Raw genomic sequence first — 14,982 nt, forward strand, 5'->3', positions numbered from 1 at the left:
ACGGGCACTACCTTCCAGCGTCATGGAGACGGATGACAAGCCGCCTGCGCGCTTCACCACCGCGCAGAGCCGGGAGCTCGGCGAGGAACTCCGGCGGGCCCGCAAGCGAGCGGGCATCCGCGGCACCAGGTTCTGCGAGGAACTGGAGTGGTCGACGGCGAAGCTGAGCAAGCTGGAGAAGGGCTGGCGGGGCACCAGCGACTGGGAGATCGGCACCTTCCTCGGCAAGTGCGGCGCGGACAAGGCGACCCGCGAACGCGTCATGCGCCTCGCCCAGGAACCCGACGTCGGGTTCTTCGTGCGGCGGCACGCGGGCACGTCGTCGGACGGCCTGCTCAGCCTGGTGCTGCACCAGCGCTCGGCGTTGACGATCACCAGCTACGACACCATGGTGATCCCCGGCCTGTTGCAGTCCATGGGCTACACCCGCGCGCTGCTGGAGATGACGAAGTCCGTCCACGCCGAGGACGTCGACGAGCAGGTGCGGGTGCGGATGGACCGGCAGGAGTTCCTGTGCGGCGGCGAACCGCCGGTGTCCACCTTCTACATCCACGAAACGGCCCTGCGGCTCAGGATCGGCGGTTCAAGGGTCATGCACGACCAGATGATGCGGCTGGCGTTCATGTGCGGGTGGACGCACCTGCGCCTGCGCGTCGTCCCGTTCTCCGCGCAGGGCCACCCCGCGCTGCGGTACCCGTCGACGCTGATGACGTTCAGCCGCAACGCGAAACCCGTGGCGTGCACGGAATCCGACCTCACCACGGTGTTCATGGAGGAGGAGCGCGCCATCGAGTTCCACGAGGAGAAGCAGGGCGTGCTCGACGCGCTCGCGTTGAGCGCCGAGCAGTCCCGCGACGTCTTCACGCACTGGGCCAACGTCTACGACCACGCCGACGACCACGGCCAGGTGCCGTGGAGCTGACCGGGGTCAGGTCATCGCGACCGACGCCCACAGAGCCGTGATGATGACCAGGAACGCGACCGCCAGCCGCACTCGGGTGCCCACGGTGTGCCTCTCGGATCGAAAGTGAACACCGTTACGGTATTAACTGTCGACCGGACAAACCAAGTCGCAAAAGAGTGAAGGCCGGATGGAGTTCGTTCCGGTCGTGTTGCGGCAGTTGAACTTGCGGCGTTTTTTGCAGGTGGCGCAACAAGCGTCGTGCGCGTGGTGCGGCCGTGGACCACGGGCTCGCGGGTCGTCGCGGAGACGGCCGACAACCCTCCCGCGAACAGGAGTTGGCCACGTGCCAACCATCCCGGACCCGCTACGGGTACAGCTGGATCGCCTTGCGCATGGTGTCGCGGGCACGGCCGCGGTCGCCCGCGAGGTCGTAGGCCTGGGCGAGGCGGAACCAGGAGCGCCAGTCGTCGGGGGCGGCCTCGGTCTCCACGCGGCGTTCCTCGAAGTACGCGTCCGCCGCGTCGCGGTCCACGCGGCCGGAAGGCCTGCGGGGCAAGGAGGTGGTGTCCGGCAGCTCGCCTTCGTCGGCGAGCTGCCGGGCCATCTTTTCCGTCTTCAGACCGAATCGCAGGTTCGTCCAGGCGATCCAGATGCCGATGAGCGGCAGGATCAGGACGCCGATCCCCAGTCCGACGGCGGCCGGGTCGCCGGTGGTGATCAGCAGGACGCCCTTGCCGCCGAGCATGACGAAGTACACCGCGAGGACGGCGGTGAGCAGCAGCGCGACCGTTCTGGTCTTCACAGGTCCATGTACTTGTCGAGTCCCACCGACAGGCCGGGGTGGTCGAGGATGGAGCGGACCGCGAGCAGCACGCCCGGCATGAAGGACTTGCGGTCCAGGGAGTCGTGGCGAATCGTGAGGGTTTCGCCCTCGGTGCCGAACACGACCTCCTGGTGGGCGATGAAGCCCGCGATGCGCAGCGAGTGCACCCGCACGCCCCCCACGAGGTTGCCCCGTGCTCCGTCCGCCTCCTGGGTGGTGGCGTCCGGCGCCGGTGCCAGGCCAGCGGCTTCACGGGCCTGGGTGATGAGCCTCGCGGTGTGCGCGGCGGTGCCCGAGGGGGCGTCCGCCTTGTGGGGGTGGTGGAGTTCGATGACCTCGACGGACTCGTAGTACTTCGCGGCCATCTCGGCGAAGCGCATGGACAGCACGGCGCCGATGGCGAAGTTCGGGGCGATGAGCAGCCCCAGCTCCGGCTTGTCCGAGAGCCACCCGGCCAGCGTGTCCAGCCTGGGCGCGTCGAAGCCGGAGGTGCCGACGACGGCGTGGATGTCGTTGGCCACGCAGAACTCCAGCGTGGCCATGACGACGTCCGGGTGGGTGAAGTCGACGACGACCTCGGCGCGCGCGTCGGACAGGGTCGTCAGCGCGTCACCTTCGTTCACGGTCGCGACGAGGGCGAGGTCCTCGGCCGCGTCGACGGCGAGGCAGACCTCGGCGCCGACCCGGCCCTTGGCGCCGATGACACCGACCCGGAGGGGCCCGTCGGATGCTGAGCGCTTGGTCATGAGATCACCTCGTGCACCTGGGAAGGCAGGTCTTCAACGTGGTCGTACGGGCCGACGACGGCGGCGGCGACCGGACGTCGGAGCAGCTCCTTGGCCAGTGCGGCCACGTCTTCCGAGGTCACCGCGTCGATCTTCGCGAGGGTGTCGTCCACCGACAGGTAGTCGCTGTAGTTCAGCTCCCCCTTGCCGATGCGGGACATCCGCGAGCTGGTGTCCTCCAGCCCGAGCACGAGCCCACCGCGCAGCTGGCCCTTGCCGCGGGCCACCTCCGCGTCCGACATGCCCTCGTCGGCGACCTGGAGCAGCACTTCGCGGATCACGCCCGCGACGTCGCCGAGCCGGTCGGGCTGGCAGCCCGCGTAGACCGACAGGCTGCCGGTGTCCGCGTACGACCCGATCGACGAGTACACCTGGTAGGCGAGGCCCCGGCGTTCGCGGATCTCCTGGAACAGCCGGGAACTCATGCCGCCGCCGAGCGCCGCGTTGAGCACGTTGAGCGCGAACCTGCGCTCGTCGTGCCGGTCCAGCGCTCGGACGCCGAGCATCAGGTGCGCCTGCTCGGTGTCGTCGGTGTTGAGCACGAGCTTGCGGCCCGACGCGATCCGCGCACGACCGGCGCGCGGTGCCACCGGCGTGCCCTGCCGCGTCAGCCGGTCGCCCAAAGCCTTGCGCGCCAACCGCATCACGTGGTTGTGGTCGACGTTGCCCGCGACCGCGAGCACCATCTTCGGCAGCGTGTAGCGGCGCTTGTAGAACGTGAACAGCGCGTCGCGGCTCATCGCGCCGATGGACTCCTCGGTGCCGAGCACCGGCTTGCCCAGGACGTGCCCGCCCATCAGGGCTTCGGAGAACGCGTCGTGCAGCAGGTCTTCGGGGTCGTCGTCGCGCATCGCGATCTCTTCGAGCACGACTCCGCGTTCGGTCTCGAAGTCGCGTTCCTCGCACAGCGCCTCGAACACGACGTCGGAGACGAGGTCCATCGCCAGCGGCAGGTCCTCGTCGATGACGTGCGCGTAGTAGCAGGTGTGCTCCTTCGCGGTGAACGCGTTGAGTTCACCACCGACCGCGTCGATCTCCTCGGCGATGGCCGCCGCGGTGCGGTTCGCGGTTCCCTTGAACAGCAGGTGTTCCAGGTAGTGCGCGGCGCCCGCGACCTCGGGGCGCTCGTCGCGCGAGCCGACCTGCACCCACAGGCCGACCGACGCCGAACGCACCGTGGGGATCTGTTCGGTGATCACGCGCAGACCTGACGGCAGCACGCTGCGGCGCACCGACGGCTCGAGCTGACGCGTCGTCCCCGGCTTCTGGAGATGGCCGGGGGTCGCCAGACGCGGACGGCCGCGAGTGCCAGGAGCACTCGCGGCCGCCGCCATGTCGCTGATCGTCACTGCGCTGCGGACTCCGCGGGCACAGGGGCATCGGCGTCGTCGGCCGGAGCAGCCTCGGTGGTCGCGGTCTCCTCGGAGACCACGATGAGGCTGATCTTGCCGCGCTGGTCGATGTCGGCGATCTCCACGCGGAGCTTGTCGCCGACCTTGACGACGTCTTCCACCTTGCCGATGCGCTTGCCGCCACCGAGCTTGGAGATGTGGACCAGACCGTCACGACCCGGCAGCAGGGAGACGAACGCGCCGAACGCCGCGGTCTTCACCACGGTGCCCAGGAAGCGCTCGCCGACCTTCGGGAGCTGCGGGTTGGCGATCGCGTTGATCATGTCGATCGCCGCTTCGGCCGAGGGGCCGTCCGCCGCGCCGACGTAGATCGTGCCGTCGTCCTCGATCGAGATGTCGGCACCGGTCTGCTCGGTGATCGAGTTGATCATCTTGCCCTTCGGGCCGATGACCTCGCCGATCTTGTCCGTCGGGATCTTGACCGACGTGACGCGAGGGGAGAACGGGCTCATCTCGTCCGGGGCGTCGATGGCCTCGGCCATGACCTCCAGGATGGTGAGCCTGGCGTCGCGCGCCTGGCCGAGCGCCTTGCGCAGCACCTCGGACGGGATGCCGTCCAGCTTGGTGTCGAGCTGGAGCGCGGTCACGAACTCCTTGGTGCCCGCGACCTTGAAGTCCATGTCGCCGAACGCGTCCTCGGCGCCGAGGATGTCGGTGATGGCGACGTAGCGCGTCTCACCGTCGACCTCGTCGGAGACGAGACCCATCGCGATGCCGGAGACCGGCGCCTTGAGGGGCACACCGGCGTTCAGCAGCGACATGGTCGACGCGCAGACCGAGCCCATCGAGGTGGAGCCGTTGGAGCTCAGCGCCTCGGAGACCTGGCGGATCGCGTAGGGGAACTCGTCGCGCTTGGGCAGCACCGGCATCAACGCCCGCTCGGCGAGCGCGCCGTGGCCGATCTCGCGGCGCTTCGGCGAACCGACCCGGCCGGTCTCACCGGTCGAGTAGGGCGGGAAGTTGTAGTGGTGCAGGTAGCGCTTGTGCGTCTCCGGCGTGAGGGAGTCGATCTGCTGCTCCATGCGGAGCATGTTCAGCGTGGTGACACCCAGGATCTGGGTCTCGCCGCGCTCGAACAGCGCGGAACCGTGCGCCCTCGGGATCAGCGCGACCTCGGCACCCAGCGAGCGGATGTCGGTCAGGCCGCGGCCGTCGATGCGGATGTTGTCGCGCAGGATCCGCTGGCGGACCAGCTTCTTGTTCAGCGAGCGGAACGCCGCGCCGATCTCCTTCTCGCGACCCTCGAACGCGGTGGCGAGCTTCTCCAGCGTGGCGGCCTTGACCTCGTCGATGCGCGACTCGCGGTCCGCCTTGCCCGACACCGTCAGCGCCGCGGCGAGGTCCGTGGAAGCGGCCTCCTCGACGGCGGTGAACGCGTCCGGCTGGTAGGCCGGGTACGTCGGGAACACGCCGGTCTCCTTCGCCGCGACGCGGGCCAGCTCGGCCTGCGCCTCGACGAGGACCTTGATGAACGGCTTCGCGGCTTCGAGACCCGCGGCCACGACCTCCTCGGTGGGGGCGGTCGCGCCCTCGCCGATCAGGTCGATCACGTTGTCGGTGGCCTCGGCCTCGACCATCATGATCGCGACGTCGTCACCCACGACGCGGCCGGCGACGACCATGTCGAAGACGGCCTTCTCGAGCTGCTCGTAGGTCGGGAACGCGACCCACTGGCCCTCGATGAGGGCGACGCGGACGCCACCGATCGGGCCGGAGAACGGCAGACCCGCGAGCTGCGTCGACGCGGACGCGGCGTTGATCGCCACGACGTCGTACAGGTCCTGCGGGTTGAGGCTCATCACCGTGATGACGACCTGGATCTCGTTGCGGAGACCGTCCACGAAGGACGGACGCAGCGGCCGGTCGATCAGGCGGCAGGTCAGGATCGCGTCGGTCGACGGGCGACCTTCGCGGCGGAAGAACGAGCCGGGGATGCGACCCGCGGCGTACATGCGCTCCTCGACGTCCACCGTGAGGGGGAAGAAGTCGAAGTGCTCCTTGGGGTGCTTCGACGCCGTGGTGGCGGACAGCAGCATGGTCTCGTCGTCCAGGTACGCGACGACGGAACCCGCGGCCTGACGGGCCAGGCGGCCGGTCTCGAAGCGGATGGTGCGGGTGCCGAACTTGCCGTTGTCGATAACGGCGGCGGTCTCGTGGACCTCTACTTCAGTCATGCAGTGAACTCCTCGTTCGTCTTTCGGCCGCAGCGCGCTCGGGCGCGGGATCGCGGTTCGGACGAGGCCGGTCTTCGATCGAAGTCCCCTGGCGTGTTCGCGAGCGCCCCTTGGCGCTCAGCCCGTCCAGGGAACCACTACCGAGGACCGGCGAACTGGTCGTCCCGTTTCGCGGCGTGCTGGCCCTGTTGGTTCCTCTTTGGATCTTTTACCCGGTTCGGTTCTACACCGAAACCGGGCCGTACGCCGAGGGGGAGCGACCGGGAACGGTCACTCCCCCCCGGTGCGTGTCAACGACGCAGGCCGAGTCGCCCGATGAGCGAGCGGTAGCGGTTGATGTCCACCTTCGCGAGGTAGTTGAGCAGCCGGCGGCGACGGCCGACCAGCAGCAGCAGCCCGCGACGCGAGTGGTGGTCGTGCTTGTGGGTCCTGAGGTGCCCGGTCAGGTCGCTGATGCGCTTGCTCAGCAGCGCGATCTGGGCCTCGGCGGAGCCGGTGTCCGTGTCGTGGACGCCGTACTCGGTCAGGATGGTCTTCTTCTGGTCAGTGGTCAGTGCCACTAGGTGATTCTCCTTGTGCCTGTTCGGTTCCGTGCGGCCCCACCAGAGATCCGGATGGGGTTAGTCGGTACTGGCCGCCACGGAACGCAGCCAGACCCAACTGTCGAGGTTACCAGGCACACTCCCACCCAACCCTCCCACCCTCGCGAGTCGAACCTCCAGACACCCCGTGTCGAACACTCAGGCACCCCCATTCGTGCCCAACCGGCAGACTCGCGGTGCCCAGTGGAGGACTCACGGTGCCTGAACGTTCGACTCAAGGTGCCTGAACGTTCGACACGGGGTGCCTGAGCGTTCGACTCGCGAGTGCTTAACGGCCTCGGCCGGCTCGGCGGAGCAGGTCGGCGAGGGCTGGGAACTCGTCGTCCAGCACGTCGGCGGCCTGCGCCAGTTCACGTCGGTCGGCGATGCGGCGCAGGTTCGTCAGCACGACCGTCTCGTCGCCCGCGCCGTTGACCGGGAGCGAGTCGCGGCTCACCGTCGGCTTCGAGACGCGCACCTCCTCCAGCGCGCGCTGGAGCGCCTCGGGCGCGCCCGTCGCGACGTCCGGGGTGAGGACCTTGCGCTCGAGCATGATCATCCGCGCGAGCACGGACGGGTTGCCGATCTTCGCCCGCCGCCCCGACATCACCTGGCTCAGCATGGGCGCGCTGATGCCGAGCACCTCGGCGAGCTGCGCCTGCGACACGCGGAAAGCGACCACCAGGCGGCGCACGCGATCACCCAGGGGTTCCCCGTACCACTCGCGCTGCAACGCGATGTTGCGCTGAACGATCTTGTGGTCCTCCACCCGCGCCTCTCCTCGTCATGCCCTCAGCCCCTCTTGGAAGGGCATCTTGCCAGTTCGCGATGCCCAGCACCGGCGCTTTCACGCCTGATCGAGCAAGTCCCTCACCTTCTCGACGTCCCGGTGCATCTCCACGACGAGCTCGTCGCTGCTGTCGAACTTCAGCTGGCCGCGCACGCGGGTCACGAAGTCGAGCGCCACGCGCTGCCCGTAGAAGTCCTCGTCCACGTCCAGCACGTACGCCTCCACGCGGCGCTCGCGGCCGGAGAAGGTCGGGTTCGTGCCCACCGACACGGCGGCGCCGAGCTTGCGGCCGGAGGAGTGGACGAACCAGCAGGCGTAGACGCCGTCGGCCGGGACCGCGGCGAACCGGGTCATCGACAGGTTCGCGGTGGGGAACCCCAGCTCCTTGCCGCGCCCGTCGCCCCGCACGACGATGCCCTCCAGCCGGTGCGGCCTGCCGAGCGCGACCGCCGCGGCGGCCACGTCGCCGGCGTCGATGCAGGCGCGGATGTAGGTCGAGGAGAAGGTGACGCCACCGTCGCCCCCCTTGGTGTCGGTCACGAGATCCGCCCCTTCCGTGACGAAGCCGAACCGCTGGCCGAGACGCCGGAGCAGGTCGACGTTGCCCGCGGCCTTCTGGCCGAAGGTGAAGTTCTGGCCGACCACCACGGCCGCCGCGTGCAGGCGTTCCACGAGGACCTCGTGCACGAACTCGTTCGCGGGCATGCGCGACAGCTCGACGGTGAACGGGAGGACGCAGAAGACGTCCGCGCCGAGGCTCTCGACGAGCTCGGCGCGGCGGCGGAGGGTGGTGAGCTGTGCCGGGTGGCTACCGGGGCGGACGACCTCGGAGGGGTGCGGGTCGAACGTCATGACGACGCAGGGCACGCCCTTCTCCCGAGCGAGCTCGACGGCTCTGCCGATCAGGACCTGGTGGCCGTTGTGGACACCGTCGAAGACGCCGATGGTGACGACGCAGCGGCCCCAGCCGCCTGGTAGGTGGTCTAGCCCTCGCCAGCGTTGCACGGTGGGGAGCCTACGGCTCGCGGTGGCCGGGACGTCCAGGGTGGTATGGCGTGTTGGTGCCGGGTGGCCGGGTTCAGGAGTCGCCCGACCTGATGTCCCGACCCGCCTGGTGGACGGTGCCGCCGTCGCGGGCCACGGCGGTCTGGTTCACCGTCCGGTCGTTGTACGCCCCGATCGATCCGGTCTGGACGACCGGGCCGTGCACCGTGCCGCTCACGCTGTTGTGCACGCCGCCCACGGACGTCGGAGGCGGCGGAGCCGCGTCACCGGACCGCAGGGTGATCAGGACCCCCAGGGCGGTGAGCAGCACCAGCACCGCCCACACCCAGGGGTTCCACTTCCACTCGGTGGCCAGGTTGATGACCACCCCCGCCAACGACGCCACCACTCCGGCCGCTGCCGGCCACACCCATCTCGCCATGGCCCAACGGTAGCTAGCCCGCGGGCGAGAGGACTACCACCGACCTGGCGACACCCTCCTCGTCCTTGGCCAGTGCGACCACGTGCCCGTCCGGCCCGAAGACGCCGTAGGTGCCCTCGAAGCCGCCTGCCGGGAGCCGCTGGCCGTGGGACAGCGCGACGACCTCGGCGGGCTCGATCTCGCGGCGCGGGAAGGCCGTGGCGACGGCCGAGTCCAGGTCAAGCGAGAGCCCCGGATCCGCCTCCAGCTTCTCCAGGGTGCGGGCGACCCTCAGGTCGAACGGCCCGACCCGCGTCCGGCGCAGGGCCGCCAGGTGTCCGCCGACGCCCAGGTCCGCCCCGAGGTCGCGAGCCAGGGCCCGCACGTAGGTCCCGGACGAGCACTCCACCATGACGTCCAGCTCGGTGGTCGCCCCCTCGCGCCGGATCGACAGCACGTCGAACCGGTGCACCGTCACCGGTCGCGGCGGCAGGCTGACCTCCTCGCCCGCCCGCACCCGCGCGTACGCCCGCTTGCCGTCGACCTTCACCGCGCTCACGGCGCTGGGCACCTGCTGGATCGGCCCGGTCAGCTTCGCCACGCCCGCGCGGATCAGGTCCTCGGGCACGGCGGAGGCGTCCACTGTGGACAGGACCTCGCCCTCGGCGTCGTCGGTGGTGGTCGACGAGCCGAGGCTGATCGTGGACAGGTAGGCCTTGCTGTCCAGGGCGAGGTGGCCCAGGAGCTTGGTCGCGCGCTCGATGCCGAGCACGAGGACGCCGGTCGCCATCGGGTCGAGGGTGCCGGCGTGGCCGACCTTGCGGGTGCCGAGGATGCGGCGCACGCGGGCGACGACGTCGTGCGACGTCATGCCGTCCGGCTTGTCGATGACGACCAGACCGGGCGGGACGGTGGGGCGGGGCTGGCGAGGGGTTGCGGACACGAGCGAGGATCTTAGGCTGCGACGTAGGCGTCCCAGCGCCTGCGCCGCAACTGGACCGGTACGTCCTCGCCGCGGGCCTCCGCTTCGAAGACCGCCGTGCGGGCGCGGCGCCACCAGACCGCGGTGCGCCAGGCCCCGACCACGAGCAGCGCGGCCGGTGCCAGGAAGGCGATCCGGTAGGCCTGCGCGGGCGGCAGCCACGCGAACAGGTCCAGCAGCACGCCCACGGTCAGCGCCGACGCGGTGACGGCCGCGAAGCCGCCGACGTTGACGACACCGGTGGCGGTGCTGACGCGGTGCATCGGGTTGTAGTCGCGGGCCAGCGCGAAGGCGATGCCGGAGATCGGGCCGCCCAGCGAGAGCACCACGAACGCCGCCATCACGACCGGCGCGGGCACGACGCCTCCGGGCCAGGCGAGCAGCACGGTCCAGACGACCACCGCCCCGACGAGGAACCAGGTGGCGATGGGCATCCGCAGTTCCGGCTTGCGGGAGATGACCGAGCCGAGCAGCGGACCCGACGCGACGGCGCCGACGACCAGCAGGCTGAGCGCGGAACTGGCCGCCGAGCGGGACAGGCCCTGCGCCTCGACCAGGTACGGGAAGCCCCACAGCAGACCGAGGACGGCGGGGGTCGACATCGTGGAGAAGTGCGTCCAGAAGCCGAGGCGGGTGCCCGGCACGCTCCACGCCGTGGCGACCTTGCGCAGCACGACGCCGAGCGGCTGCGGTGGCAGCACGGGCATGACGACCCCGGCGGGCAGGTCGCGCAGCCGCCACCCGGCGACCAGCGCGTAGGCGGCCGTCACCACGCCCGCGAACAGGAACGTCCACGTCCACCCCGCGCCGCCGAGCAGCAGCGTCAGCGGGACGGTGGCGGCCAGGTTGCCGAGGCCGCCGAGCGCGGCGGAGATCGACACGATCACCGGGAAGCGGCGGGCGGGGAAGTGCGCGGCGGCGAGGCGCAGCACGCTGACCCAGGTCATGGCGTCGCCGACGCCGAGGACACCGCGGGCGAGCAGGCCGAGCGGGTAGGAGTCGGCGATGGCGAAGAGGACCTGGCCGGTGCCCATCAGCAGGGCGGCGGCGGTGAGGACCCGGCGTGGACCGAAGCGGTCCACGAGGAGTCCGGTGGGGATCTGCATCAGGGCGTAGAGCCCGATCTGGAACACCGTGAAGGTGCCCAGTGCGGCCGGGCCAACCCCGAACCGCTCGCTCGCTTCCAGCCCTGCGACGCCCAGTGACGTGCGGTGGAACAGCGCGGCGATGTAGATGACGATGGCGGTGGTCCAGATCAGCCACGCTTGCTTCGTGGCGCGATCGACCGGCAAGGCGGTGCTCCTCGGGTAGTTGGGGTCTCCACCCAGTAGATCGGGAACACTTGCCTCGCGGTAACCATTTCGGCGGGTGCCTTCGGACACATCCCACCTATCGGACCGCGCCCACCACCGACCACCCCTCCGAACGGGTGCGCAGCAGCACCGAGATCAACCGCAGCACCATGAACGCCGACAGCCCGGTCCAGATCCCGACCAGCCCCCAGTCGAACGCGAGCGACGCCCACACCATCGGCAGGAACCCCACCACCGCCGACAGCAGCGTCGCCGTGCGCAGGAACGCCGTGTCGCCCGCGCCGAGCAGCACACCGTCCAATGCGAACACCACGCCCGCGATCGGTTGCAGCGCAACGAAGAACCACCACGCGTGCGGGATCTCCGCGAGCACGCCCGCGTCCGTGGTGAACACCCTGGGCAGCACACCCGCGACCGACGCGAAGACGATCCCGAGCACCACCCCGAACACCAGCCCGTACCAGGTGATCTGCCACGCGAACCGACGCGCCTTGGTCCGCTCCCCCGCGCCGAGCGCCGCGCCGACGATCGCCTGCGCGGCGATGGCGAGCGAGTCCAGCACCAGCGCCAGCGCCGTCCACAGCTGCAACACCACCTGGTGCGCTCCGACGGCCGCGATGGACGTGCGCGCGGCCACCGACGCGGCCGAGACGAAGCACGCCTGGAAGGCGAGGCTGCGCAGCACCAGGTCGCGGCCGAGGCCGAGCTGGGCGCGCATCAGCGCGGGCACCGGGCGCAGCGCCACCCGCTCGACGGTCAGCGCGCGGAAGAACAGCACCGCGGACACGACCTGCGCCACCACGTTCGCGACCGCCGACCCCTCCAACCCCCAGCCCGCCCAGTAGACGAGCACCGGGCAGAGGATCGCGGACAGCCCGTTGCCCAGCAGCACGTACCGCAGTGGCCGCGCGGTCTCCTGCACACCGCGCATCCACCCGTTGCCCGCCATCGTGACCAGCACGAACGGCGCTCCGAACAACGCGATCCGCAGCCAGCCCACCGCCGCCGCGGCGACTTCCCCGTCACCGGCGAGCAGCCGGGCCAGCGGTGGCGCGAACAGCTGCCCGAGCACCACCAGCAGCACCCCCACGCCGAGCGCCAGCCACGTCGCCTGCACCCCTTCCTCCACGGCCTCCGCCCGCCGCCCGGCCCCGTGCAACCGGGCCGTGCGCGCGGTCGTGCCGTAGGACAGGAACGTCAGCTGCGCCGCCACCTGCGTGAACAGCACACCGCCCAACGCGAGACCGGCCAGCGGGAGCGCGCCGAGATGCCCCACCACGGCCGTGTCGACCAGCACGTACAGCGGCTCAGCCGCCAGCACTCCCAACGCCGGCGCCGCCAAGCCCAGCACCCGCCGCGCGGGCACCCGGTCGTCGATCACGCACCGGCCTCCGGCTCGACCGTCTCCAACGCCCCCAGCAGGTCCGCCAACACCCCCGCCGCGTCCCCGCGCGCCGTGAACCCCGCAGCCCGCCGATGTCCCCCGCCACCGAGCAGCTGCGCGACCTCCCGCACGTCGATCCGACTCACCGACCGCAACGACACCGACCACGTCGACGGCCGCAGCTCCTTCAACACCGCCGCCACTTCCGCCTCCTGCGCCGTCCGCACCAGATCCACAACGCTCTCGACCTCTTCGGGCCGCAGCCCCGCCGCGTCCTCCAACGTCACCACCGCGTGCACCAACCCGAGCCCCCGCACCGCAGACCGGTCCAGGGCGGCACGACTCAACACCGTCGCCAACATGCCCAGGTACCCGAACGGATGGCTGTCCATCAACGGCCGCGCCACCGCCTCCGCGTCCACCCCCGCGTCCAACAACCGCGCGGCCACGTGGTGCGTCTCCGAACTCGCGTGCCGGAACGACCGCGTATCAGTCACCAGCCCCGCGTACACGCACCGCGCGATCGGCTCGTCGACCTCCACACCCATCACGTCCAGCAACCGCAGCACCACCAACGCGGTCGCCTCAGCCCGATCGTCGACCACGTTCACCGTGCCGAAACCGGGATTCGACACGTGGTGGTCCAACACCACCACCTGCCCCCCAGCCGCGATCGTCGCCGCCACCCGATCCCCCAACGGCCCCAACCGCCCCACACTGCCCGCGTCCAACGCCACCAGCACCGCGGGCGCGGCCGGAATCGCGGACGGCGGCACCAACAACCCGGCCACGTCCAGGCCGCGCAACGTCTCGGGCACCTCAGCAGGCGCTCCGAACGACACCAGCACCCGCACACCACGCCGATGCAGGGCGAGCCCCAACGCGAAGGCACTGCCCAGCGCGTCGGCATCCGGGTTCACATGGGCCAGCAGGGTGACTTCACTGGCGGCCGCGAGCACTTCCGCAGCCGCGGCGAGATCCGCAGTCAGGTCAAGGGGCACCGCGACACGTTAACTCCGCGAACCACGTCCATGCTCCCCGACTTCAACCACACCCGAAGCAACTTGATGACCACCCCGCACCCCACCCCCGTCCGACAAAGCCCGGACACCTCGCCGACGCACAGCAAGGTGCCTCGTCCATCACCGAGCCAGGGACAGCCGGACACAGCCCGACCCCATCGGCGCAGCCGGCCACCCGCATCCGGCGCGGAGCGCCCGCCGCCTTGCCGACGCGCAGCAAGGTGCCCTGTCAGGCGCAGCCTGATTCCCTACCGACGCGCAGCGAGGTGCCCCGTCGGGCGGAGCCCGATGCCCTGTCGGACACAGCCCACACCACCGAAGCCAGACTCCCCCTCTGCCCCCGATCCACAGCGCCCTCCTGCCTCACCTCCGTTTGTCAAGGCATCTTTCCCGCCTTGACAAACGGAGGTGAGGCATTGAGACAATTGCGCGCACGGGGGCCGGGCTTCACTCCTCCCGAAACCACCCCACGCCCCCACCCCACAACAAAGGGCCCCCACACCACGTGAGGGCCCTCCGAAAAACACAACTCAATCCCGAGCAGACTCCGCCTCAGAATCCGACTCCGCCTCAACCTCCGCGTCGTCATCATCCTCCCGCGGCGCCTTGTACGGATCCGCTTCCCCCGCGGGCTCCGCCCCGATGGCGATCTTCGCCACCTTCTCGTCCCTCTTCCGCGCCCTGGCCAACAGCTCCTCCATCCGAAGAGCCTCCCCCGGCACGGTGTCCGTCATGAAAGCCAGCGTGGGCGTGAACCGCACCCCCGTCTGCGCCCCCACCATGCTCCGAAGCACACCCTTGGCGCTCTCCAGCGCCATAGCGGCCCCGGCGTAATCCGGCTCCGAGTCGAGCTTCTCCCCGAGCACCGTGTAGTAGACGACGGCGTCGTGCAGGTCGCCCGTCACCTTGGTGTCGGTGATGGTCACCCTGGCGAGTCGCGGGTCCTTGACCTCGTGCTCGATCGCCGAGGCGACGATCTGCGAGATCCGCTTGGCGAGCTTGCGAGCCCGTGCCTGGTCGACCACGGTCTTCTCCTCTTTACTCGTCCTCCGGGCCAAGCAACCGGTGCTTGGCGGAGAGCAGTTCGACCTCGGGTCGGCCGGCCACCAGTCGTTCGCAGGAGGCCAGCAGATCCCTGACATGGGAGGCGTCCGCCGCGACGACCGCCACCCCGATCAACGCGCGGCGGTGCAGGTCGAGATGACCGGCTTCGGCCGCGGACACTTCGAATTTGCGCCGCAACTCCGCCACGACGGGGCGGACCACGGAACGCTTTTCCTTCAACGAATGGACGTCGCCGAGCAACAGGTCCAATTCGAGTGAACCTACGAACACAGGCATCACCACGAGGTAGCGGGCAGAGGTGCGGGGCCGCCCGAAGGACGACCCCGCACCTGCACCCTCGAC

Annotated in this window: 15 protein-coding genes; 1 reads left to right on the forward strand and 14 read right to left on the reverse strand. The window is 70.2% G+C overall.

The features are described from left to right. The first annotated feature begins 22 nt into the window (after positions 1 to 22). Positions 23 to 922: a helix-turn-helix domain-containing protein gene (locus tag RM788_RS16180; protein ID WP_315932499.1), complete on the forward strand. Its 900-nt coding sequence runs from the start codon at positions 23 to 25 to the stop codon at positions 920 to 922. Positions 923 to 1,268: 346 nt separating this feature from the next. Here the strand turns inward: RM788_RS16180 and RM788_RS16185 are convergent, their stop codons facing one another. The 14 genes from RM788_RS16185 to RM788_RS16250 form a co-directional block, all read right to left on the reverse strand. Further along, the gene (locus RM788_RS16185) at positions 1,269 to 1,706 is read right to left on the reverse strand and encodes a tetratricopeptide repeat protein (RefSeq protein ID WP_315932500.1); all 438 of its coding nucleotides are present in this window, start codon (positions 1,704 to 1,706) and stop codon (positions 1,269 to 1,271) included. Next, positions 1,703 to 2,473 carry a 4-hydroxy-tetrahydrodipicolinate reductase gene (gene dapB, locus RM788_RS16190; RefSeq protein WP_315932501.1) on the reverse strand — a complete coding sequence of 257 codons (771 nt, stop codon included), beginning with the start codon at positions 2,471 to 2,473 and terminating at the stop codon, positions 1,703 to 1,705. Before dapB ends, RM788_RS16185 begins: the two co-directional genes overlap by 4 nt. Next, positions 2,470 to 3,846, reverse strand: coding sequence for a M16 family metallopeptidase (locus RM788_RS16195; RefSeq protein ID WP_315934648.1), 1,377 nt, complete (start codon positions 3,844 to 3,846; stop codon positions 2,470 to 2,472). The genes dapB and RM788_RS16195 overlap by 4 nt, the downstream gene beginning before the upstream one ends. An 11-nt stretch (positions 3,847 to 3,857) precedes the next feature. Then, positions 3,858 to 6,098 carry a polyribonucleotide nucleotidyltransferase gene (locus RM788_RS16200; RefSeq protein ID WP_315932502.1) on the reverse strand — a complete coding sequence of 747 codons (2,241 nt, stop codon included), beginning with the start codon at positions 6,096 to 6,098 and terminating at the stop codon, positions 3,858 to 3,860. Between the two features lie 290 nt (positions 6,099 to 6,388). Next, positions 6,389 to 6,658, reverse strand: a complete 270-nt coding sequence (gene rpsO, locus RM788_RS16205) for a 30S ribosomal protein S15 (protein ID WP_106187937.1) — start codon at positions 6,656 to 6,658, stop codon at positions 6,389 to 6,391. Between the two features lie 310 nt (positions 6,659 to 6,968). After that, entirely contained in the window at positions 6,969 to 7,448 is a 480-nt protein-coding gene (locus RM788_RS16210) for a helix-turn-helix transcriptional regulator (RefSeq protein WP_315932503.1), read from the reverse strand. A 78-nt stretch (positions 7,449 to 7,526) separates the two neighbouring features. Next, positions 7,527 to 8,474, reverse strand: coding sequence for a bifunctional riboflavin kinase/FAD synthetase (locus RM788_RS16215; RefSeq protein WP_315932504.1), 948 nt, complete (start codon positions 8,472 to 8,474; stop codon positions 7,527 to 7,529). Between the two features lie 73 nt (positions 8,475 to 8,547). Next, positions 8,548 to 8,895: a hypothetical protein gene (locus RM788_RS16220; RefSeq protein ID WP_315932505.1), complete on the reverse strand. Its 348-nt coding sequence runs from the start codon at positions 8,893 to 8,895 to the stop codon at positions 8,548 to 8,550. 13 nt (positions 8,896 to 8,908) lie between these two features. Continuing rightward, a complete protein-coding gene (gene truB, locus RM788_RS16225; RefSeq protein ID WP_315932506.1) occupies positions 8,909 to 9,817 on the reverse strand; it encodes a tRNA pseudouridine(55) synthase TruB in 909 nt (302 codons plus the stop codon). 11 nt (positions 9,818 to 9,828) lie between these two features. Then, entirely contained in the window at positions 9,829 to 11,148 is a 1,320-nt protein-coding gene (locus RM788_RS16230) for an MFS transporter (RefSeq protein ID WP_315932507.1), read from the reverse strand. 97 nt (positions 11,149 to 11,245) lie between these two features. After that, positions 11,246 to 12,550, reverse strand: a complete 1,305-nt coding sequence (locus tag RM788_RS16235; RefSeq protein ID WP_315932508.1) for an MATE family efflux transporter — start codon at positions 12,548 to 12,550, stop codon at positions 11,246 to 11,248. Then, positions 12,547 to 13,554 carry a DHH family phosphoesterase gene (locus tag RM788_RS16240; RefSeq protein ID WP_315932509.1) on the reverse strand — a complete coding sequence of 336 codons (1,008 nt, stop codon included), beginning with the start codon at positions 13,552 to 13,554 and terminating at the stop codon, positions 12,547 to 12,549. Before RM788_RS16240 ends, RM788_RS16235 begins: the two co-directional genes overlap by 4 nt. 551 nt (positions 13,555 to 14,105) lie before the next feature. Beyond that, positions 14,106 to 14,600, reverse strand: coding sequence for a 30S ribosome-binding factor RbfA (gene rbfA, locus RM788_RS16245; protein ID WP_315932510.1), 495 nt, complete (start codon positions 14,598 to 14,600; stop codon positions 14,106 to 14,108). Between the two features lie 13 nt (positions 14,601 to 14,613). Continuing rightward, positions 14,614 to 14,910, reverse strand: a complete 297-nt coding sequence (locus RM788_RS16250; protein ID WP_315934649.1) for a DUF503 domain-containing protein — start codon at positions 14,908 to 14,910, stop codon at positions 14,614 to 14,616. Positions 14,911 to 14,982: the final 72 nt, after the last annotated feature.

Source organism: Umezawaea sp. Da 62-37 (genome assembly GCF_032460545.1).
Classification (GTDB): Bacteria; Actinomycetota; Actinomycetes; order Mycobacteriales; family Pseudonocardiaceae; genus Umezawaea.